General features: G+C 58.8%; 21 protein-coding genes. 1 reads left to right on the top strand and 20 read right to left on the bottom strand.

Annotated elements, in window-relative coordinates; translation table 11 throughout:
- Positions 1-4: 4 nt before the first annotated feature.
- From ACRQEC_RS09175 to ACRQEC_RS09100, 16 genes are all read right to left on the bottom strand, one after another.
- Positions 5-3,220, bottom strand: coding sequence for a phage tail tape measure protein (locus ACRQEC_RS09175; protein ID WP_435733023.1), 3,216 nt, complete (start codon positions 3,218-3,220; stop codon positions 5-7).
- A 349-nt stretch (positions 3,221-3,569) separates the two neighbouring features.
- Positions 3,570-4,157, bottom strand: a complete 588-nt coding sequence (locus ACRQEC_RS09170; protein ID WP_274755684.1) for a hypothetical protein — start codon at positions 4,155-4,157, stop codon at positions 3,570-3,572.
- Between the two features lie 110 nt (positions 4,158-4,267).
- Positions 4,268-4,789 carry a phage tail tube protein gene (locus ACRQEC_RS09165; protein ID WP_274755685.1) on the bottom strand — a complete coding sequence of 174 codons (522 nt, stop codon included), beginning with the start codon at positions 4,787-4,789 and terminating at the stop codon, positions 4,268-4,270.
- Positions 4,789-4,929, bottom strand: a complete 141-nt coding sequence (locus ACRQEC_RS09160; protein ID WP_274755686.1) for a hypothetical protein — start codon at positions 4,927-4,929, stop codon at positions 4,789-4,791. The genes ACRQEC_RS09165 and ACRQEC_RS09160 overlap by 1 nt, the downstream gene beginning before the upstream one ends.
- Positions 4,930-4,944: 15 nt before the next feature.
- On the bottom strand, positions 4,945-5,340 hold the full coding sequence (locus ACRQEC_RS09155; RefSeq protein ID WP_274755687.1) for a hypothetical protein: 396 nt from the start codon (positions 5,338-5,340) through the stop codon (positions 4,945-4,947).
- A 14-nt stretch (positions 5,341-5,354) separates the two neighbouring features.
- Positions 5,355-5,729, bottom strand: a complete 375-nt coding sequence (locus tag ACRQEC_RS09150) for a hypothetical protein (RefSeq protein WP_274755688.1) — start codon at positions 5,727-5,729, stop codon at positions 5,355-5,357.
- 2 nt (positions 5,730-5,731) lie between these two features.
- Positions 5,732-6,130 carry a DUF6093 family protein gene (locus ACRQEC_RS09145; RefSeq protein WP_274755689.1) on the bottom strand — a complete coding sequence of 133 codons (399 nt, stop codon included), beginning with the start codon at positions 6,128-6,130 and terminating at the stop codon, positions 5,732-5,734.
- Positions 6,123-6,527, bottom strand: a complete 405-nt coding sequence (locus ACRQEC_RS09140) for a hypothetical protein (RefSeq protein ID WP_274755690.1) — start codon at positions 6,525-6,527, stop codon at positions 6,123-6,125. The genes ACRQEC_RS09145 and ACRQEC_RS09140 overlap by 8 nt, the downstream gene beginning before the upstream one ends.
- A gap of 23 nt (positions 6,528-6,550) precedes the next feature.
- A complete protein-coding gene (locus ACRQEC_RS09135; protein ID WP_274755691.1) occupies positions 6,551-7,435 on the bottom strand; it encodes a phage major capsid protein in 885 nt (294 codons plus the stop codon).
- Positions 7,436-7,476: 41 nt separating this feature from the next.
- Positions 7,477-7,917 carry a hypothetical protein gene (locus ACRQEC_RS09130; RefSeq protein WP_274755692.1) on the bottom strand — a complete coding sequence of 147 codons (441 nt, stop codon included), beginning with the start codon at positions 7,915-7,917 and terminating at the stop codon, positions 7,477-7,479.
- Positions 7,918-7,992: 75 nt separating this feature from the next.
- A complete protein-coding gene (locus tag ACRQEC_RS09125) occupies positions 7,993-8,307 on the bottom strand; it encodes a hypothetical protein (protein ID WP_274755693.1) in 315 nt (104 codons plus the stop codon).
- Positions 8,276-10,231 carry a hypothetical protein gene (locus ACRQEC_RS09120; RefSeq protein WP_435734873.1) on the bottom strand — a complete coding sequence of 652 codons (1,956 nt, stop codon included), beginning with the start codon at positions 10,229-10,231 and terminating at the stop codon, positions 8,276-8,278. Before ACRQEC_RS09120 ends, ACRQEC_RS09125 begins: the two co-directional genes overlap by 32 nt.
- Entirely contained in the window at positions 10,191-11,552 is a 1,362-nt protein-coding gene (locus ACRQEC_RS09115) for a phage portal protein (protein ID WP_274755695.1), read from the bottom strand. The genes ACRQEC_RS09120 and ACRQEC_RS09115 overlap by 41 nt, the downstream gene beginning before the upstream one ends.
- A gap of 34 nt (positions 11,553-11,586) precedes the next feature.
- The gene (locus tag ACRQEC_RS09110) at positions 11,587-13,215 is read right to left on the bottom strand and encodes a terminase large subunit domain-containing protein (RefSeq protein ID WP_274755696.1); all 1,629 of its coding nucleotides are present in this window, start codon (positions 13,213-13,215) and stop codon (positions 11,587-11,589) included.
- Positions 13,216-13,222: 7 nt separating this feature from the next.
- Positions 13,223-13,714 carry a hypothetical protein gene (locus ACRQEC_RS09105; protein ID WP_274755697.1) on the bottom strand — a complete coding sequence of 164 codons (492 nt, stop codon included), beginning with the start codon at positions 13,712-13,714 and terminating at the stop codon, positions 13,223-13,225.
- Between the two features lie 774 nt (positions 13,715-14,488).
- On the bottom strand, positions 14,489-15,217 hold the full coding sequence (locus ACRQEC_RS09100; protein WP_435734872.1) for a helix-turn-helix domain-containing protein: 729 nt from the start codon (positions 15,215-15,217) through the stop codon (positions 14,489-14,491).
- A gap of 299 nt (positions 15,218-15,516) precedes the next feature.
- Here ACRQEC_RS09100 and ACRQEC_RS09095 point away from each other — a divergent pair, with 299 nt between their 5' ends.
- Positions 15,517-15,678, top strand: coding sequence for a hypothetical protein (locus ACRQEC_RS09095; RefSeq protein WP_274755699.1), 162 nt, complete (start codon positions 15,517-15,519; stop codon positions 15,676-15,678).
- Between the two features lie 489 nt (positions 15,679-16,167).
- Here the strand turns inward: ACRQEC_RS09095 and ACRQEC_RS09090 are convergent, their stop codons facing one another.
- The 4 genes from ACRQEC_RS09090 to ACRQEC_RS09075 form a co-directional block, all read right to left on the bottom strand.
- Complete coding sequence (locus ACRQEC_RS09090; RefSeq protein WP_274755700.1) at positions 16,168-17,529, bottom strand: SNF2-related protein; 1,362 nt, start codon at positions 17,527-17,529, stop codon at positions 16,168-16,170.
- Positions 17,526-17,834 carry a PDDEXK family nuclease gene (locus ACRQEC_RS09085; RefSeq protein ID WP_274755701.1) on the bottom strand — a complete coding sequence of 103 codons (309 nt, stop codon included), beginning with the start codon at positions 17,832-17,834 and terminating at the stop codon, positions 17,526-17,528. The genes ACRQEC_RS09090 and ACRQEC_RS09085 overlap by 4 nt, the downstream gene beginning before the upstream one ends.
- Positions 17,835-18,219: 385 nt before the next feature.
- Positions 18,220-19,752 carry an AAA family ATPase gene (locus tag ACRQEC_RS09080; RefSeq protein WP_274755702.1) on the bottom strand — a complete coding sequence of 511 codons (1,533 nt, stop codon included), beginning with the start codon at positions 19,750-19,752 and terminating at the stop codon, positions 18,220-18,222.
- A gap of 14 nt (positions 19,753-19,766) precedes the next feature.
- Positions 19,767-20,402: a bifunctional DNA primase/polymerase gene (locus ACRQEC_RS09075; RefSeq protein WP_274755703.1), complete on the bottom strand. Its 636-nt coding sequence runs from the start codon at positions 20,400-20,402 to the stop codon at positions 19,767-19,769.
- Positions 20,403-20,494 lie beyond the last annotated feature (92 nt).

Genomic DNA, 20,494 nt, shown 5'->3' with positions numbered 1-20,494 from the left:
TCTTTTATCTCCTGTTCGCGATGGCTCGAGCTCGATCGCGCTGCGCAAGCACGCCATCAACCACACCCTCGATGCCGTTACCGAGATCGAGCCGCCCTACGATGCGCACCCCATCCAGGACAGGCGGGCCAGCCTGAATCACCCGAACCGATGGAGCGAAAGGTGCCGCGTGGACGAGCCCGCCACGCGCATACCCCGGCAATTTCAATGTGCCGTGGTGGATGGCTTCCATAAAACGGACACCCCACCGCTCCACGGTCTCCTTCGGCATAACATACTCGCCGCGATGGACAATACCCGCGGGCTCATACTTACCGCCGAGCCCCGTGTAGCCGCCCTTGTCGTACATGAGATTCCCGCCGAGCCGGGTCGCCATATTCCGACCCACGTTCGGATTACCAGAAGAGATCACACGCTCCTGAATATTAAAGAACGCAGTTCCGAGGATTTTATTGTGGTGCTCCATCACCCACCGGTCCACGCCCGAGCCATCCGCATCAACCTTGATCCAGGTACCCTTGGTCTTCGCATATTCGATGAGCTCCCCGATGGTCGCGTCGGCAGGTACGCGGTTGCCGTTGATGGTGACGAATCCTTCCGAATCCGGCATCGCATTCACTAATTCCATGATGCGCTGGTTTGCTTCCGCGGGGTTCCCATCGATAGTGATCTGGCCATTGGTTTGCTCGATCTTCGCATGCACCTGCGAAAGGGAATCAATCGCAGAGGTGTTGTCCGCGGCGATCACGGTTGCAATTTGCTCCGGGAACAGGCCATAGGTGCGCAGCAGCGCTTGAACCTGTGCCTCCGTTTCAGCCACGGCCCCCACCTGAGAAAGATAGGAATCCTGCATAGTTTGCAGCTTCGCCGTAATCTCATCCACGCCCTTACCATTATTTTTCATGGCTTCGGCGGTGGATCGCATCGTCTCCTTATAGGCTTTCGATGCCTCATGAGCGCGCTTACCAGCTTCGGTGTGGATATCGAGCGTGTTGGTGGCTGAATCAAACGCCACCTCACCAGAGGAGACCGCGGCCCGCAGTTCGTCTTCCGCGTTAGCGAAGGCAAGCTCAGCATCCACAAGCGACGCTCCAATCCCCAGGAGGGCGAGGCGGGCTTGCCGGAGCTTATCCAAGGCCGCAGCCTGTTCTTCCGCCTCCTGCTTACCCTCCTCCAGCTTGGCATTGAATGCTTCCATCGCCTCCGGCGACTTCGCAAGCTCCGAATTGAACTCGCCTTGCAGGAGCTTCATCTTGTTAGTCTCATCGATCTGTAACCCGGCGGCGTTCGCCGCCGCCATCATCGCATCACCATAAGTAGGGAAAGCTTTGATGAGATTATGGATCGCGGGTTTCGTCTTGTCCGTCGATTCATAGAGCGCCTGGAACGACGAAGTCGCCTTATCCAAATTTCCGGAGGAAACGAGTTGAGCGAGGGCCTTATCCGTGTTCCGGATTTGGTCATTAATTTCGCCGAATTCGCCCATCTGGAAGAACCGATTAAGACCACGCTTAAAGTTAATGCCTTCTCCGTAGAGGTTGTGCAAAATATCGGTGAAATCTTCCACCCCGGTCCAGTTAGTCAGTGCTTCCTGATCCATCCCAATGCCTTTGGTGAAGAAATCAAATGCCTTCCCCGACTCAAGCTTCCCAAAATTAATATTATTGAGAGTTTCCTCTAGGGACTTCGCCGCACCACCAATACCATTAAGCGACTTGGTGACCTTCCCCAGGCTGGGACCGGCGATGGATGCCGCTGTGGCAGCAATTCCGGCCCATCCGAGTAATTTCATGCCCTTCAACGCGATGCCAGCGGCCTTACCCTTACCCGCGAGCAGGTTGAGGGAGTTTGAGACGACCGGGATATTCGCGGTACGCAGGGTTTGTACCGCTCGTGCGGTATCCACGATACGAGGGGCAAGCAACAATAGCGCGCCACCCGCCAATGTGGCGCCACCCGCCAAAGCACCGAGCACCCCAACAATTCCCTTCAACGGGCCAGGGAGCTTATCGAGTAGCCCGAAGACCACCTGGATAGCATCAGCAAACACGCCCACCACCGGCGCGAGGGCTTGTCCGACGGAGATTGCGAAGTTCACGATCTGATTCCAAGCACCCTTAAGCTTCTGGGCGACGGTGTCGAATCGCTTCCCGGCTTCCTCCGTGAGCGCAGTACCCTCCCGGAACGCAGTATTACCAGCCTGGACCGCGCTAGAAAGCTTCGTGTAATTACCAGAGAGGGAACGCACGGCATTAGACATCCGCACTTCGGTAATCCCCAACTCGTCGAGGGTGGCCTGGGTGGATTGACCGGCCTCTTCCATCTTCCCGAGCCCAGTCATGAATGAAATGATGGCCCCGGCGGCGTCCTTCTGGAACGCCGCCTTGAACTGCTCAGCAGACATGCCCGCAGTCTTCGCAAACAAGGCGAGCTTCTCGCCACCCGTATCCACCGCGCGCCGAATATCAATCATCAGCTTAGACATGGCCGTACCACCGGCTTCCGCCTCGATGCCCATGGAGGACATCGCGGTGGCGAGCCCGAACACGTCGCCTTCGGTTAGGCCGATCTGATGGCCTGCGGAGGCGAGCCGGAGGCTCATTTGGGCGATTTCCGCTTCGGTCGTCTCGAAATTATTACCGAGTTCCACGAGCGACGCACCCAAATTCGGGAATTTGTCCTGCGAGGTTTGCATGATGTTCGCGAACCTGGCTAGGGTCATGGCGGCTTCTTCCGCGGAAAGATTCGTGGAGACCCCCATCTCCACCATCGCCCGAGTAAACGACAACACGTTATCGGTTTGGATACCGAGCTGCCCCGCGGCCTCCGCAACCGCCGCCAACTCCGCATGAGACATACCCGTCTCGACCGCCATATCCCGCAGCCCGTCACTAATACGCCCCAGCTGTTCGGATGTGCCGTCCACGGTCTTGAGGACCCCAGTCCACGCGGACTCCCACGAGATCGCCGCCTTCGTCGACGCCGCAACCGCACCAGTGATCACCGCTCCACCCGCGGCCACCGATGCGCCCACCGTCTGCCAAGCATCAGCCTGGAGACGCGCCGACTGGGCGAGGCGCCCCATGCTCGTATCCGCAACCTTCCCGGACTTATCGGCCTTCACCACAAGCTCATCCAAAGACACAGCGGCCTGCTTGACCTGCGAACGGAAATCCGCAGTATTCGCACGGAATACTACCTTGATGGAACGCTCAGCCACTTAACACCTCACATACTTTAACGGTCGTAGTCGACCAGAATCTTCACGCCGGGGTCGAGTTCGCCTTCCCGGTATCGGGCTTCCCGAGCCGCACACGCCACACAACAGATTTCACTTGCTTCAAAGAACGACTCGTTCGATTCGTCCCACGCCAGCAACCGGGGATAACCACACTCCCCACACAGGGAGTCCCGATAGATCGCTTCCGCTTCAGCGAGAGTGCGGTCTACCCAACCCCACGGTCCCGGCCCTTCAATCTCGAAATACTCTAGGGGCCGTATTCGCCATTCCCGAGCCACCCGAAGGCCACGCAGCCACACCGCGTTTTTAGGCAGCCCGAGAACGACCGCTAAAAATGTGGCAGATCACCCGGGACCTTCCCCGAAAGAGCACCCCACGCATCAATAAGACCATTCACCTGCTCACCAATCACACCCGAAACCTCGATGAGCTCTTCAGGCGTGAAGCGGTTCGCACCGACCATCTGGGACGCGATCAGTCCCAGGGTCAGGTCACGCTCGGTCTTGAGCCCGAGCTGCTTTAGCTCGGTGAGCTTGCCTGCCTGCCACGCCTTCGACCGATACTCAATCTCAATATCGATAGCTTGCGCCATGTAGGCGCGCTGGGTTTCTTCTAGGCGGCGTGCGAGCCGCTGCCCAGCCAAAGCATCCCCACGCTGGAGCGCCTCCACCATATCCGCCCGGATCAACTGCATCTCCACATCTAAATCCGGGCGAGCGTAGAGGCGGATGGCGGTTCGCGGGAGCCGCGCATTCTCCAAAAAATCCGCGACGTCAAAGCGGGCGGCTTCTTCTTGGAGGTTTTCTTTAGCTTCGGTTTCGGCTTGTGCGGCCCGCAAAGCATCCAAACCCGGATCCGACACCACTTCCTCCGGCTCGGTCTCGGTATCGTTTTCGGTTCCGAAATCGTCAATCACAGCTCAAACACCCCAATATTCATAAATTTCAGCAAAGAAAACAGCCTGAAACAATGCGGGGAGGAACTACGCCAAGCAGCCCCTCCCCGCATTGTTCCCGTGTCCGGGTTTTAGGCAGCCGCGGCCACCTTGCAGCCCTCGTATGCAGCAGCAATCGAAAGCGGAACCGTACGCTTCTGGTAACCCGAGAAACGGTCAGACGGCTTGCGCGGCGCCATCGTGACAACTTCATAGCAGTCGTATTCTTGGCCCTGTGCCACCGCGGCGGATTCGAGCGGGCCTTCCCGCTCCACCAGGTAGAGCGTGGTACCCGGCGTGCGGAAGAGCTCATAAGCGAAGTCCGCTTCCGCATCCGGCAGCCCGTTCTCATCCAGGTAGCGAGGGATGGTAATCGTGCCTTCATAGGAGATCGCGCCCGGCGCGTTACCCTCGCCCGGGTTACAAATCTCTGTCTCGGATACCGTGGCCTGGGAGGTTGCCCCGAGCTGATAATCCGACTTAAGAATGTGGCAGGATACCTTCTTGCCTGCCGTGAGTTCCGCGACCGTAATATGACGCGGGTCCTTCGGCTTCGTCTGCAACACCATCAGCAAAATATGCTGATCAGCAATGGTCTTGAATCCCTTACCCATTACGCCTTCTCCTTCCCCACACCGGGCTTCGCCGAGGTGGTTGTTTTCTTTTCCTTCACAAACGGGCCAGCCAGAGCGGTGCCCCACCAGCGGGCGGGGATCCGCACCGGTTCGCCCGTGTCCTTCCTATAAACGGTCATAAAATCCGACACTCTTTATTTCCCTTCAATAAAGACCGAGTATTCGTCATCCACGAACACCAAATTGGTGTCTGTGGCGCGGTTGCGTACGGTCCGGTCGACGACGACGCCGCGGGGGCAGCCGTCGAGCTGGAATGAATAGCGAGCGTATTCGCCTTCTACCGTGTGGCCTCGTAGGAGCCGCCTACAGGCTTCGAGCAGAGTCCGGGCTTGCTGGGCGTTCACCCCCACCGCACGCACCGTCACATCAGCCCGGGTTGGTGCCCCCTCCACTGGCTCTTCATCCGAGCGGGTCGCCAGCGCGTAATCGATGATCACGTAAGGCGGCCCCGCGGCTTCGGTCGCGTCGCCGTCATAAACTTTCAGCTGCAAGAAATCCAGCTGCTTTTTGATTGCATCAAAAAGAAACACGCACCACTCTCCTTTTAGATGAGGTGTTCGGTGAGTTTTTCCAGCTCCCGAATAAAATTCGGGGCCTCCGCCTCAAGCGCCCCACGCGGATCCGGAATACTCCCACCCCCACCACGAGCCCCACCAAAATAAGCAATATTCGCCAGGTTTCCGGCGCCTTGCTTGGTTGGTCCGATCTCCGCTGCATACCCCGCCGCGCGGATATCGTAAGAAATATGCCGCCCAATCCGGAAATGCCGCGAGCGGGTGGCTTCTGCCCGGAGCTGGGTTTTCACGTTCTGGGCGGCTTTCTTCACCACCGGCTTCACATGCAACGCGGTCACGGCGTCGACCTGCCCGAGGTCAGCAGCCAAAGCCCTAACCTCCGACGTATCCACAGAAACAGCCATAATTACCCTCGGGTTTCCTCGTCGACGAACACCCGATAGGCGGTCGCGTGAGTCTTGAAAGGCGCAAGCGACGCCACCCGATACTCCTTACCGATTAGTCCCGGATCCACAGATTTAAGCACCACAACCTGATCACCCGGCTGGAGCCCCCAATCACCCACCGGAATATCCAGGCGGGTCCGCGTGATCGTCAGAGAAGCCCCGGCGACCACCCGGTCTTGTTCGTATCCCTCATAGGATTGGAGCTTCCCACGCCCCTCATATATGAGGGTGGATTCCCTGCGGGCTTCCAGCCCATACACCGTAACCTCGCCCGTGAAACGGGTGACCCGCACCTGGTCGGTCATGAGTCTTTTTGCTGCGGCTCGCCCCGAGGCAAGCGCCCCAAGCACACTACCCACGAGCACCTCCTGGAGTCATCGAATCCAGCCACACCCCGTGTGGCTCAGGGAAAGTCGCCGGGTTGATCGTGAATGCACCCGTCCGAGCCCGTGGCGCGAGCAACCGCCACTCGTCCTCGGTCAGGAAAATATCCGTACGAGCCGCATCCGAAGATAAACCGTAGGAGTAGTCGTCGATCCGCTCGTTCTGTTTCCCCTCCGGGTTATTCAGCTTGCGGATGACGGCGTTGCATTCGACCATGACCGCGATTTCCCGGGCCACGCGGGTCGTGTAGTCGGGGTGGCGGGAGGTGATGAGCGCAGCCACATCAGCCAGCCAAGCATTCACCTGCCCAACCTCACCATCAACCAAGCCCCGCCCAAGCCGCGTCTCCACGTCAACGATGGTTGCAACCACTACTGCATCACCTCCCACTCAGCTCATCGGGAAGCCGGGGTGGTTGCCCCGTCCTGGATACGCACGAAGGACTTAATGTCACGGATCCGGAAACCGATCTCGATCTCCGCACGAACCGCGAACATATTCCGCTGCCACAGGTTCAGCGTCTTTCCATCCGTATCCTTGAGAGAGGATTCGGTAGAGATGTCGATGGATACGCCTTCGACGATGCCGTAGGAGGCAGCGGAGGCGAAGTCACCGGCGACGCCGATGCAATCAGTAACCCGGGGGGCGTCCATGATCGGGCGACCCAAGAAACGCCCAATCTCACCAGTACCGAGAGTGTCGGGGACGAAGAGGGGGCGTCCGGCGGTGTCGGTTGCGGCCATGAGCTTCGCCTGGAACTCCGGAGCTGCCAGCCAGGCAGAAACCTTCGCATCATTACCCGCAATCTTCGAATAGATCGCGACCAAATCCTTGTAGGTGGTCTTGTCGCCCACCTTCATGACTTCCGCATCCGCGAGAGTATCGAAATTATCACCCGGCTTGGCGGTTTCGCCCATCACGGTCTTATCGAACTCGGTCGCCAGCGCGTAGGGCAGGCGGCGTACGAGTTCGCCGTAGAGGGCGGGGGTGTCACGCCGGAACTGATTCGAGAACGGAACGATGACCGCCAAAGTGTAGGGGGTCATCTTCTTTGCCCCGAAGGTGGGCCGGTCAACCGGCTTCTCTTCGGTTTCGTCCACCCACTTAGCGGTGACGTCCCCGGTGATGGTTTGGACGGTGACGCCGGGGCCGGGGAGGGTGATCTGGCGGGAAGCCGCCATAATCGCCGACTCCTTCAGAGTCTTACCCCAGATCTCGTCGGAGACTTCCGTGGGGAGGACAACCCCGTTGGTTTTACGTGAAACATCGACAGCAGTCATAACTGTCTCCTTTCCTAATCTAATTGATTAAATTGTTGGGTTTACTTGTTGTTGAGAAGACGGTCGAGCACTTCACCGAATTGAGCCGCGGTAGAGACCGGCTGGTCACCACCACCAGCACCTTGAGTTAAGTCAGGGCGCAAGGGCGCAGCCTGGGCCGGCTTGAGATGCTTCAAAAGCTTGTCCGCTGCAGCCGCGAGCTCTTCCTTAGAATTTCCCTTGAGGAACTCGACAAGGTCGGCGGGGACCCTCTTTTCGAGGGCGACGGCGAGCCGGTCCCGCTCAGAGGTGAGCGTGGTCTTCTCGGTTTCGAGAGCAGTCTTCGCTGCGTCCCACGCTTCCTTATCCGCCGCGTATTGGGATTCAAGTTCCGCGGTTGCCTTAGCTACCGCATCTTGTACGGCCTGCTCGAGGGTTGCCTCCGGCGGGGTTTCCACCGGGGCCTCGTTGGTAGTTTCGTTCGTGGTGTCTGTGGTTTCCACGCGTGTTTCCTTCCTGTTTTGGGTATAAAAAAGTGGCCCACACAAAATGCGGACCACAAAATGGAAATTAGCGGGCTATACCCGTAGAGACGACCCGATCTTCTCAAGGAATATATTCAAGACACGACGGGAATGGACAGTTAGCTCGTCGCGGGTATCTTCAATCGACGGAATGAGCTTGTCGTCTGGGATTTTCACTCCGTAACGACTGGCACCATCCAAAGCGTAGATGAAGCACCACACGGTTCCGCCTCCGCCTTTCCCTTCAAGCCAGTAACCGTCATCTTTTGCGACGAGTTCCGGGTCTGCGTGTTCGTCGATCCAATCGATAAGAATATCGACTGGAGACCAGGGGAGTTTATCGCCGTCGACTGCGGCGTCGGTACTCATTTCTCTCCTTCTCATTCGCTGGCCGGAATTCAATGCTATCTAAGGTTTCTTCGGCAGAAGATACCTGGTCCTTATAATACTTGAGAAGCAAGTAATCGCCACGGTCACCACCAGGATCATAGTAATAAATAACTTTTGTTTGACCACCACAATATCCGGATTCGACCTGCATGGCTGTGGAAATCATGCTGTAAAAAATATCCATTTCTGACCAATCAGCACGAAATTCCGTGTTCGTATAGCGCTTATTCACAACGGCATCTTTAAGATGACCACCCTTGTCCAGACCATCAGCACCTTCAATGCCGTATAGAATTTTGCGCCACATCCACGAATCATACGGATCAAAGGGGAATTCAAACCCTGCGGATTCTGGAGGCAAGGGCGGTTTCTTCCCTCCTCCGCCTGCACCAGCCAATAGGGGCAAAATCCCAGTTCCGTCCACGCCGGCTTGGCTATTTTTCCTAGTTTTCTCCCGTTGTTTCCCGCGAGCTTTCCCGCGACTTGCAACCACGCCCATGCCGGTGCGGGGTATCATCTCCGGGCGCGCCAACTTCGGCTTCGGTTTCCGTGGCTTACCCCACCCAGCCCGAGACGGCCCACCCAGCAGCATAGGCCCGACGGGGTGTTCCCCGAACCGTAGACCTTGGCGTGCGAGTTCGGAGCGGTAGGCTTTCTCCGCCCGCACCTTTTCAACATCCGAAACACAATAGCTCGGTGTAGTCCGTGGCAAGCCCCATCGTTGCTCCACACCAGCCGAGCTATAAGGATTAATATCAGCCTGGACGTTCAGCCAATCCTGCTCCGCTTTCCAGAGTCGATGTTCGGCAGCGGTCATCGTATAAGGGTTATGCGGATCCCGGACCCCAGTACGCCGCGCTTCCAATACCGCTTCACGTGCCCTGGCGCGGGCTCCGCCATGCCCATACCGACCGTATCCTTCCCGCTGGCCACGGATAGACCCGAGCGGGTTCTGCCCGCCCTCATGAATATAGCCATGAGTCCTCAGCAGTTCTAGGGTTTGTTCGCGTGTGAGGTGGAATTGTTCGGCCTGACGGTAAATCCCATCCGGTGTTAGGCGCCGTTGGCCTCGCTTCAAGCCCTTGGCGGCGTGCCCGCGGCGAGATGTGCCCTCGGTCGTGAAGATATCGTGGCTGCCGTAGCGGCCGCGCTTCGCATTCACCACCTGGAACAAGTCCGCGCCATCTCGGATGGCCTGCGCGGAAGCCTTCCCAAACACCCGAGCCTGCTCCTCGGGTGTGAGTGAATGGAAGTACTCATACGGATCCGCAATTAGGCCTTCCGCCTTCGCACCCTTCAATTGCTTATCGGTTGCTGGGACGTGGACGCAGGAGCAGCGTGGATGGCGCAGGAATCCTTTATTCCATTCATACCTCCTGCCCGCGAGCACGAGGCAGCGGTCGCAAGGATGTGAACCACACATCCGCACATAGCCGACGTGTGGGCGGGCCACGATATCCACTGACGCCGCCTGGCGTGCAGTATCCGCGACCATCGTCTGAGCCATCGCCCCAAGCTGGACGCTGGCTCGACGTAATGCCTCCGGTGCGCCCACGCCCTGATCAATCATTTCGAGTGCTTGGAATGCGGGGGTAAGCAACCGCCCCCGCAGCTCACCACTCTCCAAAGTTTGACCCGCGAAAGCCTCCACATCCACCCACACCTTCGGCGCCACATAATCCCCGAGTTCCGCAAGCGTTTCCCCCGCATAAGCCACCCCCGCCGACGCCGCCTCATACTGAAGCTTCGAAAACACCGGGAGTGCGTCATCCAGGATGGTGTTCCAGGAGTCGACGATCCGGTTAGGCCACACACCCCGCCACAACCCCACCAGACCTACCGCGGCCCTGGTTTGGAAATCGTTAACCTTGGTCTTGAAGGTTTGGGTTGCTTCCGGAATCATCCATGCCTCCCATCACCGCCAGCAATGCGCTATCCGTGCTTTCCGCCTCGAAATACTGGCGTTCACGATTCTTCCGAGCCTCACTCCAGCCCATCTCATCCCATGTACCCTCAAGGGAGAGAATCGGGCGTCCGCCTGCGAGCTTCTGGAGCGCATCCGCCTTCTGCGCAAAAGTCGGCGTCCCTGGATCCTGCCATTCAACCCGAACCGAATTACCCACCGGCCACTCGCCGTCAATCATTCGGGTAGCGATATCCACCACCCACGAGATTGCCTTACCAACCTCCGCGTTCGAGCGCTCCACGGTCTTCACCAGACGCGCTTCAGCAGCCCGGATAGCGCCCTCCGCCTGCGGAATAGATGTAACATTCCCGAAGTACGAGGAAGGGAAACCGGTGACTGAGGATGCTAGGCGCCCGTAGAGGTCGAGGGCTTCCCGGAACGCCGACATATCAGCCCCGGCGAGTGTGCCCACTTTCGCTTTTTCATTGGAGAGCGCCCACACTGAAGTCATATATGACTCCCATTGGGAGAGCGGGTTACCTGCGGGGTCTTGGAAGTCCTCCGGGGTAGCACCAAGCACATACTTCCGCGGTAACGCCGTAGTCTCCAACCCATACTGCAACCCGGTGAGAGCACGAACAGCGGCGGCGGTCACCGGCACAATATCCTTCATTTCGGATAAGCCGTCCCAATCGCCGGTGCGCTGCCGGTTCACGGCCATTACCACCGGGACCCGCCCCAGGTTATGCACATCCTCATCCAAGAGCACCCATTTTCCACCCTTCACCGACAGCACGCAGGTGCGGTCCGGTAGGTATAGGGTGACGCCACGGGTAGCGATAACAGGGTCGGTGCGGTCCATCCAGATCTTCAACGCGGCGGTGATCCGCCGGGTGCGCGGGTCAATACGAACCGCCATCGATAGCGGTGACTCCACGGTCACTACCGGTAACCCGCCCGGGGTATCAGGCGGGCCGACCACGAAGAACGCCCGCCCATAAATCAGCTTATCCCGGATAAACATGACGGTCTGGGAATCCATCGAATTAAACTCGAAAAGCTTATTAGCGCCCTCCGAGGATTCATCGGATTCCCGATCAATCAGATTCTTCACCTCGGAACGCTCAGTGATAGCTTCCACGGTGACAGACGGCCATCCGAGCATGGTTTCTAGTGCTCCGAGGGTGGGCGGGATAGACAGCCCGAGTTTTGGTAGGCGTGCTGTTCCCTCATACCACGCCCGATATTCCCGATACCGCCCGCTAACTACTGATAGGCGAGCGAGCAAATCTTGGGCGGTTTTCTTAACGTCAAGCACAGATGCGCCCCCTTTAGTTATGTTTTGTGTGTGTTTAGCAGAATGCGATAACCCGGCGGTCTTTCTTCTTACCCCACCCGGTAGCACGCATATCCGAGGCGGCTTCATGCGCCAAAATATCCGCCATCAAAATATCAATCTTCATATGCTCCGCAGGCTTCCCTAAAATATACCGATCACCCGGCTTCGCAATCTTCCGCGCATGCAACGCATGAAGACGCGCAATAGGATCCCCATCATGCGAGGTAATCCCCTCCAAGGAATCCTCCATAAACCGCGTCAGCGCATCAAACATCCGCCCGATCTGATTCGTTGGCCACTGCACCACCACATCCTCCCCATATAGAGAAGCCCATGTGTCGGCTTGAGTCTCCCAATGCCGCGGATCAACATACATGCGCCCCACCTTGTAGCGGGCGAACATTTCTCGAACCGCCGCGTCGACTTCCCCGCGAGGGATACGCCCCTCCGGCCAAGCTTTCGGATCCCAAAAAGCAGGCCGACCATCCGGCCCATACGTCGGCGTAAACCGATACCCGGACACGGTCTCGACACGGAGCGCGGTCCAATCCCCGGAACGGGATCCGTCAAACCCGAGACACACCTGCTCCCCATCCGCAACCGTTTGGGGGTTCGCGGTGGCATCCCACGTGGCCTCTTGCATATATGACCCGAGGCCCTGCACGAGCTCATTACCGAAAAACCGCCGCGCAGTCGTCGGATCCTCCTTGAGCAGCTCCGCAGCCTCCGCTTCCACCGCATTCAAATCAACCCACGGCGAGCCCGCATACACAAACTCAAGAATCTTCCTCCGGTCATGCTTCCGCGCGAAATCCCACTCCAAAGGATGCTTCCGATAAAACCGAAAAATATCCTTATCGCTAGAGGTATAAGTGCCCTGTGCGGAGGAATCTTCCATCGGGTCATACGGATTCGTGAGTTCCATGGCCCGCCCAGACATGCCCGCCAGGCCCCGGCGCATCGTCGCCCACGTCTTCTTCATCTTCCCCGTATAAATACCCGACTCGTCACCCACCGCGAAATGAATCGGATTACCGAGTTTAGAATTCGGGGCATTCGTGATCGGGTCAATACGCCCGCCCTCCGGCAAGCGAATAAATCCCTCCCGCACCCGCATCTGCTCAGCCAGCGGCCCCCGGCGAATCATCTCCTGGAGAGGCCGATAAATATTATCAGTCTGCTCCTCGGAGGTTGCGAGGATCTGGATATTAGACATCGGGCGGGGAATACCCATCGGCTCGCCCTCTTCGTAGGCGTATTCCCACCCGCAAGCACACCCGTGGTCCGCGCAACGATAAATATCACCTGGGACAGCGAACCCAGCGAAAATACAAGGCCCTACTGCCTCGAAGCAGATTGTCGCGGCGGCGTAAGGTGACTTCCCGAGCTTTTGCGGGCCGATGACGAGGGAGCGCCGATAGGTGAAATTGGGTGCGCCTACCGGGCGCGCCGGATCATAAGTAGCCGTATTTTTTACGCGGTAGTGATTGAGTGAACACCACAGCTGCCAGCCCACCTCCACGAATGGGGAGCCCATAGACCAGCCGTCGGCGACGACGCAATGGGCGGCCACCCAATCAGCTTTTAAGAACCCCAAGGTGGGGAAATCGACTACCCATTCATCGGGCCATTCACGACTCATCTTTTCTTTAGCCTGCTACTTTCAGGACGCGGTCACGCGCAGAAACAACCCCCCTCACCGGCCCAGTAGCAGCGGTAGCGGTCGTGGTTTGTGTCTCCTGCGTACCTATCTTCCAGCCATTCTCCTTCAACCCCGCAGGCGTCAACCCGAGCTGATCACGATAGCGGTGTAGCTGACCAATCAACGCAGCGGAGGAGGATTCTTCCACCCGGGCTTCTACCCGGCACATTTCCGCGATGATCGGCCACCGCCACTCATCCAACGCCCACGCACACGCTTGCGGGCTCTTCCAATGATTCTTCCAAATCGCCCGCTCCCGAATCGACAACGCGCTAATTTCCCCGGCCTCATCCAAGAGCGGAGGGGTAGGGAAAGCCGGAATCATGCCCTTATATCCCTCCGGGGGAAGAGCAGTGAGGACGATGCCCTTGCGTTCGCTGTTGCGGGAGTTCGGGTCGAAGCTGGGACCGGATCGGTTGCGTGCTCCACCTCGTGCCATAAATAATCACCCCTTCATGGAGAACCCCAGGTGTCCCGCCTAGTTGAGTAGCAGGGGCAAGGCTGCCGGGTGGTTGGGTGTTCGGCACTCTTGTCCCCTAGGCGGGGCCCCGGGGTGATACGAGAAAGATTAACACGGCGTCTTGAGTGAGGTTAAGTCTGTGTGGCGGGGACGGTGAATAATATTATTTTCTACGTGTGCTTATTGTACACCACCTGTTAGATAAATATGTTCAGTTTCTACATGTTGAACGGTCTGAACCCGGCGCGCGGTTTTTTCCCCTCACCAGCGGGTTAGACCCTTGAGGATTCAAGCATACCCCCCTGGGGGTGTGTCACGCGCCACAATCACAGGAAGGTTGAAAACCCGCAGCAAACCGCGCCCGCGCCCGCCCAGCCGCCACCACATTACACCGAGGATGAGAAATCCCAACATAAACCTCACGCGAACCATCCTCATGATCCAAATGAAACTCAGGCACGACCAATCTTCCACGCTCATCACGGCTTGCTACGATAACGCCCCCGCACCGGGCGCACCGGTACAACTTGCCACGCCGTAAGCCCTCAAGGTACCGGGCCCTTACCGCTCGGTGCCTGGAGCCGTAGCCCCTCTCCCGGTTGGTACCCCGGCCCTGCTCCCACTCGGTGAGGTGGGTGGCGCAGTAGCGGGCGGTGTTGGGGATGAGGTTGGGGCAGTTTGTGTGTGGACAACGTTTCATTATGGAATGACGTTCCTTGTTTTTTGCATGGTGGTCCGTAGAAAGTGTGACACTTATTTTTTGTTTATGCAAGTGCGGGTGTCGAGGAGGTTGACGAGGCCGCCCTTGGTGGTGAGGTGTCCGCGGTGGATCCATTGGCGGATGCGGGATAGGGGGATGCCGAGGAGGCGGGCGGCGTCGGTGGTGGGTAGCCAGATGGTGGGGTTGGTGGTGGTTTGGGCGAGGTGGTGGGTGGCGCGCGTGTGGGTGGTGGGGGTGTAGGTGTGGCCGCAGGTGGGGCAGAGGGTGTAATCGGTGAAGCCGTCCTCGCATAGGGGGCGGGTGAGGTGGGTGCCGCAGGTGGGGCAGGGTGTGGGGGTGGTTTCGGGGTCGAGCCCAGCTAGGCGGGTGGTGGTTTGGTAGATGTCCCAGATGGTTGCGCAGGTTTCGGCCCAGGTGTCGGCGTCGAGGTGGGTGTGTGCGCGGATGGTGGTGTTAGCGAGCCATGTGCAGGAGAGGCGGGGTGTAGGGGCGGGGAGTGAGAGTTTTTCGGCCCATTCTTGGGCTACTTCGTGGAGGATGGTTTCGCAACCTTGGCGGGTGCGGATGGTGCCGCACTCCCAGTCATCGGTAACGCGGTCGAGTCCGTAGGGGAGGGTGTCGGGGTTGTGTGCGTGGTGGGGGCTGTTTGCGGGGTGGTTGGTGGTGAGTCCGAGCCAGGTTTCGGGGGTGGGGATGTGGGTGAGGTTGGTTTGGATTTGGGTGAGGGTTTGGCGGGCTTGGCCGGGGGTGGGGGCGTGCATGGCGGTAGCTTAACATTGATTTGTTTTTGAGGTTAATTTGTGGTGGAGATCATTAACGTATTTTACCCGCTCATGTTGCCATATGGCACTATGGGCGGGTAAAATTATAGACACAAGGAAAGAAAGGAGGTGAAGATGGAAACCTTGACACGAGTCCTAGCCGGCCTGGGAGATATTGCAGCAATCGTAGCCGCGATCGCAGTCATCTACCAGGACCGCAAGGACTAACCAGACGGAGGAAACCTCCCGGAAAACCTCCGGGAGGGGAACTCCCTCCCGTCAAGGCTACATCACCAATCATGACCAAAACAACCACTATCGCAGTAATCATTATGGCTGCCGCTCAACTAGCGCACCACGTGACCGCGCTTCCTATGTGGGCGGATCTGCTAGCCAGCATCACCGCTATCGGTGCAGCTGGGGTAGCCATCTGGAACGCAAGAAGGGAGAAAGCTAAATGACAGTCAAGTATTTGACCTTGAATGGGGTGGCTCGTCGCCTGGGTATTTCGCCGCAAACCGCTAGGCGATATCGGGATGACGGGAGGCTTCCGGATCCGGATTGTGTGCTCGGGGAAGGCCGCGCGGTCAAGCACGGCTGGCTACCCGAAACCGTCGATGCGTGGAACGCTTCGCGTCCGGGTCACGGTGGGCGACCCCGGAAGGTCGTGGTAAAGGGGTAATAATTTTTCCCCGCGTGTAGGTCGCCGGGTCAGGAAACCTGGCGGTCTACACGCGGGGAAATGTGTCCCGGTTGCCACGACCCACTAGGAGCAATTCCAAGATTAACACCAGGGCGAGCGTGGGGTTAAAAATCCGGCCCTGGACTTCCGACCGCGGGGTTGGGTGGCGGTACCGGACGTGTTGCCCGCAGCCTACACCGCCAGAATCGCTAGGAGCCAATCTCAGGCCCTTTCACAACCCTAACTAAGCATAGGTACCGATCCTACCCTAAAAGTCTCCCAGAGCGCATCCTGTGCGCGATTTGACGGCATCCAACAACGCACCCTGGGTTACCTGCTTCCGGGCCAAAGCCAGCGTCACGTCCTCATCCATCGAACCAGCCACCACCAGGCGCGTAATCGTCACTGGCTTTTGCTGGCCTTGCCGGTAGAGGCGCGCGTTGGCCTGCTCGTAGAGTTCCAGGCTCCACGGCATCGAAAACCAGACCATGAACCGCCCGCCGTCCTGGAGGTTCAAGCCGTGGCCTGCGGAGGCCGGATGAATCAAACCCAACGGGATCCGGCCCGCGTTCCAATCCCGGAAGTCCACCGGATGACTCAGAGGGCGGGCGTTCGGGAAGCGAGCCATAATCCGCTGCAAATCATGCTTCCACCAAAAAGCCACCAACACCGGCTCACCATTCGCCGCCTCGAGAGCATCCTCGAGCGCATCGAGCTTCGCCTCGTGAACCGGCAGCCATGTGCCATCTTCGAGGTAGATCGCTCCGGCTGCAAGCTGCAAAAGCTTCCCTGCAAGCACCCCGGCGTTACCCGCATCGACGGGTTTCCCGTCGAGCTCGGTGATCATTTCGCGCGAAAGCTGGTCGTAGGTGGCTTGGGCTGCGGGTGGAAGCTCAAGCGTCCGATCCACGATGGTGAGGGCGGGGAGGTCGAGGTGGTCTTTGGCTTGCATCGAGAGCGTGACGTCTCCGATCCGGGAATAGATTTCCTGGTCTGCGCCGGGGCGGGGTTTCCAGGTGAAGACCTGGACCGCATTGCGCTTATCCGGCAAGAAAAACTCGTTGCGGTAGGAGCCGATGTTTTTTCCGAGGCGTTGGCCTGCATCGATGAGCCGATATTGGGCCCAGAGGTCGATCAGGCCGTTGGGGGTGGGGGTTCCGGTGAGGCCCCACATGCGCCGAATTTTCGGCAACGCCCCACGAAGTACCCGGAACCGGGCGGCTTTGTGATTCTTGAAGCTGGAGAGTTCGTCGATGATGACGGTGTCCCAGGTCCAGGGATAGTTTTTTGCGAGCCAGGCGAGGTTTTCGCGGTTGATGATCGTGATGGGTTTGCCGGATTCGACCGCGGCTTTGCGTTTCGCAACTGGCCCACAAGCCACCGCGTAAGCATCCTTGAGGGGTGCGAGGTGGTCCCACTTCGAGAGTTCTTGTGGCCAAGTGGTTTGGGCAACCCGCAAGGGGGCGACGATCAACACCCGGCCCATAGTGGCCTGTTCGTGGAGTTTTGCGAGGGCTGTGAGGGTGATGGAGGTTTTACCCAAACCCATGTCGAGGAAGAGCGCGCCACGGTCATGCTCGAGGAGGAAGTTGATGGCGGTTTGCTGGTAGGCGTGGGGTGTGTATTTCACCGTCCCACACCCCCTCGCGGGCCTTCGGGGTCCTGGATGCGATCCAGCACGGTCTCGATGTCTGCGGGGTCGTCAAGGACGAGCGCGGTGAAGCCTAGGCGTTCCAGCTGCCGGATCCGCTGGGCTTGGATTGGGCGAGCCACACAACCCGGTTGTTTGACTTCCACGAACCCGATTCGGCCTTCGGGTAGGAGGATGATGCGGTCGGGTACGCCTAGGGTTCCGGGGCTGGTGAATTTCCAGGCTAGGCCGGAGCGTTTTTTGGTTTGGGTGACTAGCTGTTTTTCGATTTCGCGTTCAAGCATTGAATGTTTCCTTTCGGTTCGGGTGAAGTGTGCTGACCGGGGGATGCTGGGAACCACCCCCTGACCCCCCTTAAGGGGGGGTCAGGGGGTGTGGTCCCCGAGCACTTCCCGAGGTTTCAGGTCATGCTTACTTTTCGGTGATATACCAACGAAAAGTCGAGTTCGGCATGGGTCGCTTGACCGGGGGCGACCTGACCTGGCCGCCTTATCCCCTCCTGACCTACCTGACCCCATAGTGACCAACCTGACCGCGGTCAGGTACTTTTCGTTGACATAATGCGAGGTCAGGTACGTTTTAGGTGTGACCTGACCTGAGGTGTTTAGGTCAGGTTTTGAGGTGGTTGTAGGGCGACCTGACCGCCCCGTTCCGCCGTCCGGGTCAGGCCTAGTCATCGTGACCACTCCTAAAATCATCGATTTCGAGGACCTGCGGAAGCTGTTTGCGTTGCCGAATCGCTTCGCGTAGACAGTCGGTGGACACGCTTATGTCGTGTTCGCGGAGGAGTTCGCGGGCCCTATTGCGGCCGATGTCTTCGGGCGCGTCTAGCTCGTCGAGGGCCTTAATAACTTCGTTGACTTTCGCTTCCCATGCGGTGATGGGACCCGCCCCGTTCACTGCGTGCCGGAGTGGGTCGGGTTCGCGGCGTAGCACGAGTTTCCTCTCACCAATCGACATGCGCGCGGAGTCTAGGCTCAGCATGAGGGTGGATCCGTCTTCGGTAACTTTATGAAATTTCCAGATGGCGTCGACGTCACCTGCCTTCGCGGAACCACCACGCTGCCCCTTCTCCAGGTCTTTGCCGGTGTGGTCTAAGCGCACCATCGCAATACCCGCCTGCTTGAGCTTCAGCCCGGTGTGCTTATAGAACGACAACCACGTGTCATTCTCATTCTCTTCACCATTGACCGCGCGGCTGATGGTGTCGATAACGACGAGATCGCACGTGTAGACCCGGCAGGCTTGGAGGAGTTGTTCGGCGCCCTGCTCGGTGTCTAGCCCGGCCAGTACAGGGAAAGAAAGGTACTTTAGCCCGGTGAGGCGTTCGGGGTTGAATCCCATGGCCTGCAAGCGCGGGCGGATGTCGCCTTTCGGGTCGTTCTCGAAGTCGACGTAGAGGACGTTGTGTGGGCGGTCGGGTGTTGCGCCGAGGCATTCGCTGCCTTCGGCGATGTGTGCGGCGATTTCGAGCATGAGGAGGGATTTGCCTACTTTGGGGGGTGAGTAGAGGGCTACACCGCGCCGGTATGGAATCAAGGGGTAGAGGATCCAGTCTTCTTCGCTTGTGTCGGCCCAGAGCTCGTGCCAATTAATAATCGGCAAATGCTGGAGGACTTGTTGTTTTATGGCTTCTTCGTCGCTGATGAGCTCGGGTTGGGTGGGGTCGGGTTGGGTCGGTTCGGGGGCGCTCGCGCTCGCGGTCGGTGCAGGAGTAAGGGCCGGTGTGGGTGCAGGAGATGCCGCCTGGGCCGCACCACCCGCGGGGGTGCCCGCTCCCGAAGCCTGAGCCACCACCGGAGCCGACGCCGACGCCGACGCGGGTAGGACGGTCGTCCGATATTCCGGCTTATCCGCAAGATCGGGTACCACACGCGGATGCTGCGAGCCAGCCATACCCCCGGATTTGAGGGTGCGTTCGGCTTCGAGCTCAGGCAATCCGGCCTGGAGCGCGGCTTGTAGCAAAGTGTCGTAGGCGTGTTGGGCTTCGAGGTGACCGGAGGCAACCAACTGCGCGATATTGAACGCTGCGCTGTTGAGGGTGTCGTTGCGGGTGCCCTCTACCGCGCTAGCTACTTTGTTAGCTTCGCTGGTGAGGGCGGCGCGTCCGTAGACGTTCCCGCCTGCGGTTTGGGGTTTAAATAGTTGCGCGATGGGGCGGGTTGGTTTGGGGGTTTTGAAGAGGTCATCGAACCGAGGCATCGGAATAAGGGCTCCTAGCAGTTGTTGTTTTTCAGATTCTGGAAGTCTTGGGGTGTGGGCCATTCCCATCCGCCCCACCGGTAGTTGTCCCGTGGTCTACCGGGTTTCGGGTGGAGCTTGGAGGGTGGGGCTACCACGTAGCCGCCTTTGCCTCGGTAGTCGATGCCGGGGAGTAGCTGCGTGGTGTTTCCGTGGCCGCGGGGTGGGATCAAATAATGGCGTCCGCGTGGAGTCCATACTGTTAGGCCGGGGCGGGGAATATCCCGGCGCCGGATATATCCCCAGAGCTCATCTGCGGATTCGAAAGAATCAATATCGATGGCATCGAACAGGATGCCGGTGGGGATACCGATATTCGCCTGCGGGATATCGCCCCACCACGCGGCTATTTGCTGGAGGTTGGTGGTGGCGTCTTTGAAGCCGTGCCTGCATGCGGGGCGTTTCTCACCGGGTACGCACGGGAAGACCGGGATCCCAATACCGGCGTACCAGTGGGCCGCCTTCGCGAGCGCATCCGGTGCGCTCAACCTGGCTTCTTTCGCATCCTCGTAAGCGTTCATGACTCGCACGGCTTCTTCGCGTGCGATGGGGTCGTAGTGGGAGTCGTACCATTGGGCGCAGGCTTGCTGGTAGCTCATCACTTGCTGCATCGTGTTCTCCTTATATATGGGGGTTGTTTTTCGTGGCCCACCCGGTGCTTGCATCCGGCGGGGTCCCTAATGGTGTGGGCCTACCTCCTCGT

Origin of the sequence: Actinotignum saccati, assembly GCF_051265055.1 — a bacterium.
Classification (GTDB): domain Bacteria; phylum Actinomycetota; class Actinomycetes; order Actinomycetales; family Actinomycetaceae; genus Actinotignum.
This window is presented reverse-complemented; position numbering and strand designations above follow the sequence as displayed.

What these genes read in the sequence shown, in the direction of transcription:
- ACRQEC_RS09110 (WP_274755696.1), bottom strand. Translation starts at nt 13,215, where the DNA reads ATGAGTCGTGAATGGCCCGATGAATGGGTAGTCGATTTCCCCACCTTG.
- ACRQEC_RS09160 (WP_274755686.1), bottom strand. Translation starts at nt 4,929, where the DNA reads ATGACCGTTTATAGGAAGGACACGGGCGAACCGGTGCGGATCCCCGCC.
- ACRQEC_RS09125 (WP_274755693.1), bottom strand. Translation starts at nt 8,307, where the DNA reads ATGAGTACCGACGCCGCAGTCGACGGCGATAAACTCCCCTGGTCTCCA.
- ACRQEC_RS09135 (WP_274755691.1), bottom strand. Translation starts at nt 7,435, where the DNA reads ATGACTGCTGTCGATGTTTCACGTAAAACCAACGGGGTTGTCCTCCCC.
- ACRQEC_RS09150 (WP_274755688.1), bottom strand. Translation starts at nt 5,729, where the DNA reads ATGGCTGTTTCTGTGGATACGTCGGAGGTTAGGGCTTTGGCTGCTGAC.
- ACRQEC_RS09075 (WP_274755703.1), bottom strand. Translation starts at nt 20,402, where the DNA reads ATGCAGCAAGTGATGAGCTACCAGCAAGCCTGCGCCCAATGGTACGAC.
- ACRQEC_RS09105 (WP_274755697.1), bottom strand. Translation starts at nt 13,714, where the DNA reads ATGGCACGAGGTGGAGCACGCAACCGATCCGGTCCCAGCTTCGACCCG.
- ACRQEC_RS09120 (WP_435734873.1), bottom strand. Translation starts at nt 10,231, where the DNA reads ATGATTCCGGAAGCAACCCAAACCTTCAAGACCAAGGTTAACGATTTC.
- ACRQEC_RS09100 (WP_435734872.1), bottom strand. Translation starts at nt 15,217, where the DNA reads ATGCACGCCCCCACCCCCGGCCAAGCCCGCCAAACCCTCACCCAAATC.
- ACRQEC_RS09085 (WP_274755701.1), bottom strand. Translation starts at nt 17,834, where the DNA reads ATGCTTGAACGCGAAATCGAAAAACAGCTAGTCACCCAAACCAAAAAA.
- ACRQEC_RS09095 (WP_274755699.1), top strand. Translation starts at nt 15,517, where the DNA reads ATGACCAAAACAACCACTATCGCAGTAATCATTATGGCTGCCGCTCAA.
- ACRQEC_RS09080 (WP_274755702.1), bottom strand. Translation starts at nt 19,752, where the DNA reads ATGCCTCGGTTCGATGACCTCTTCAAAACCCCCAAACCAACCCGCCCC.
- ACRQEC_RS09165 (WP_274755685.1), bottom strand. Translation starts at nt 4,789, where the DNA reads ATGGGTAAGGGATTCAAGACCATTGCTGATCAGCATATTTTGCTGATG.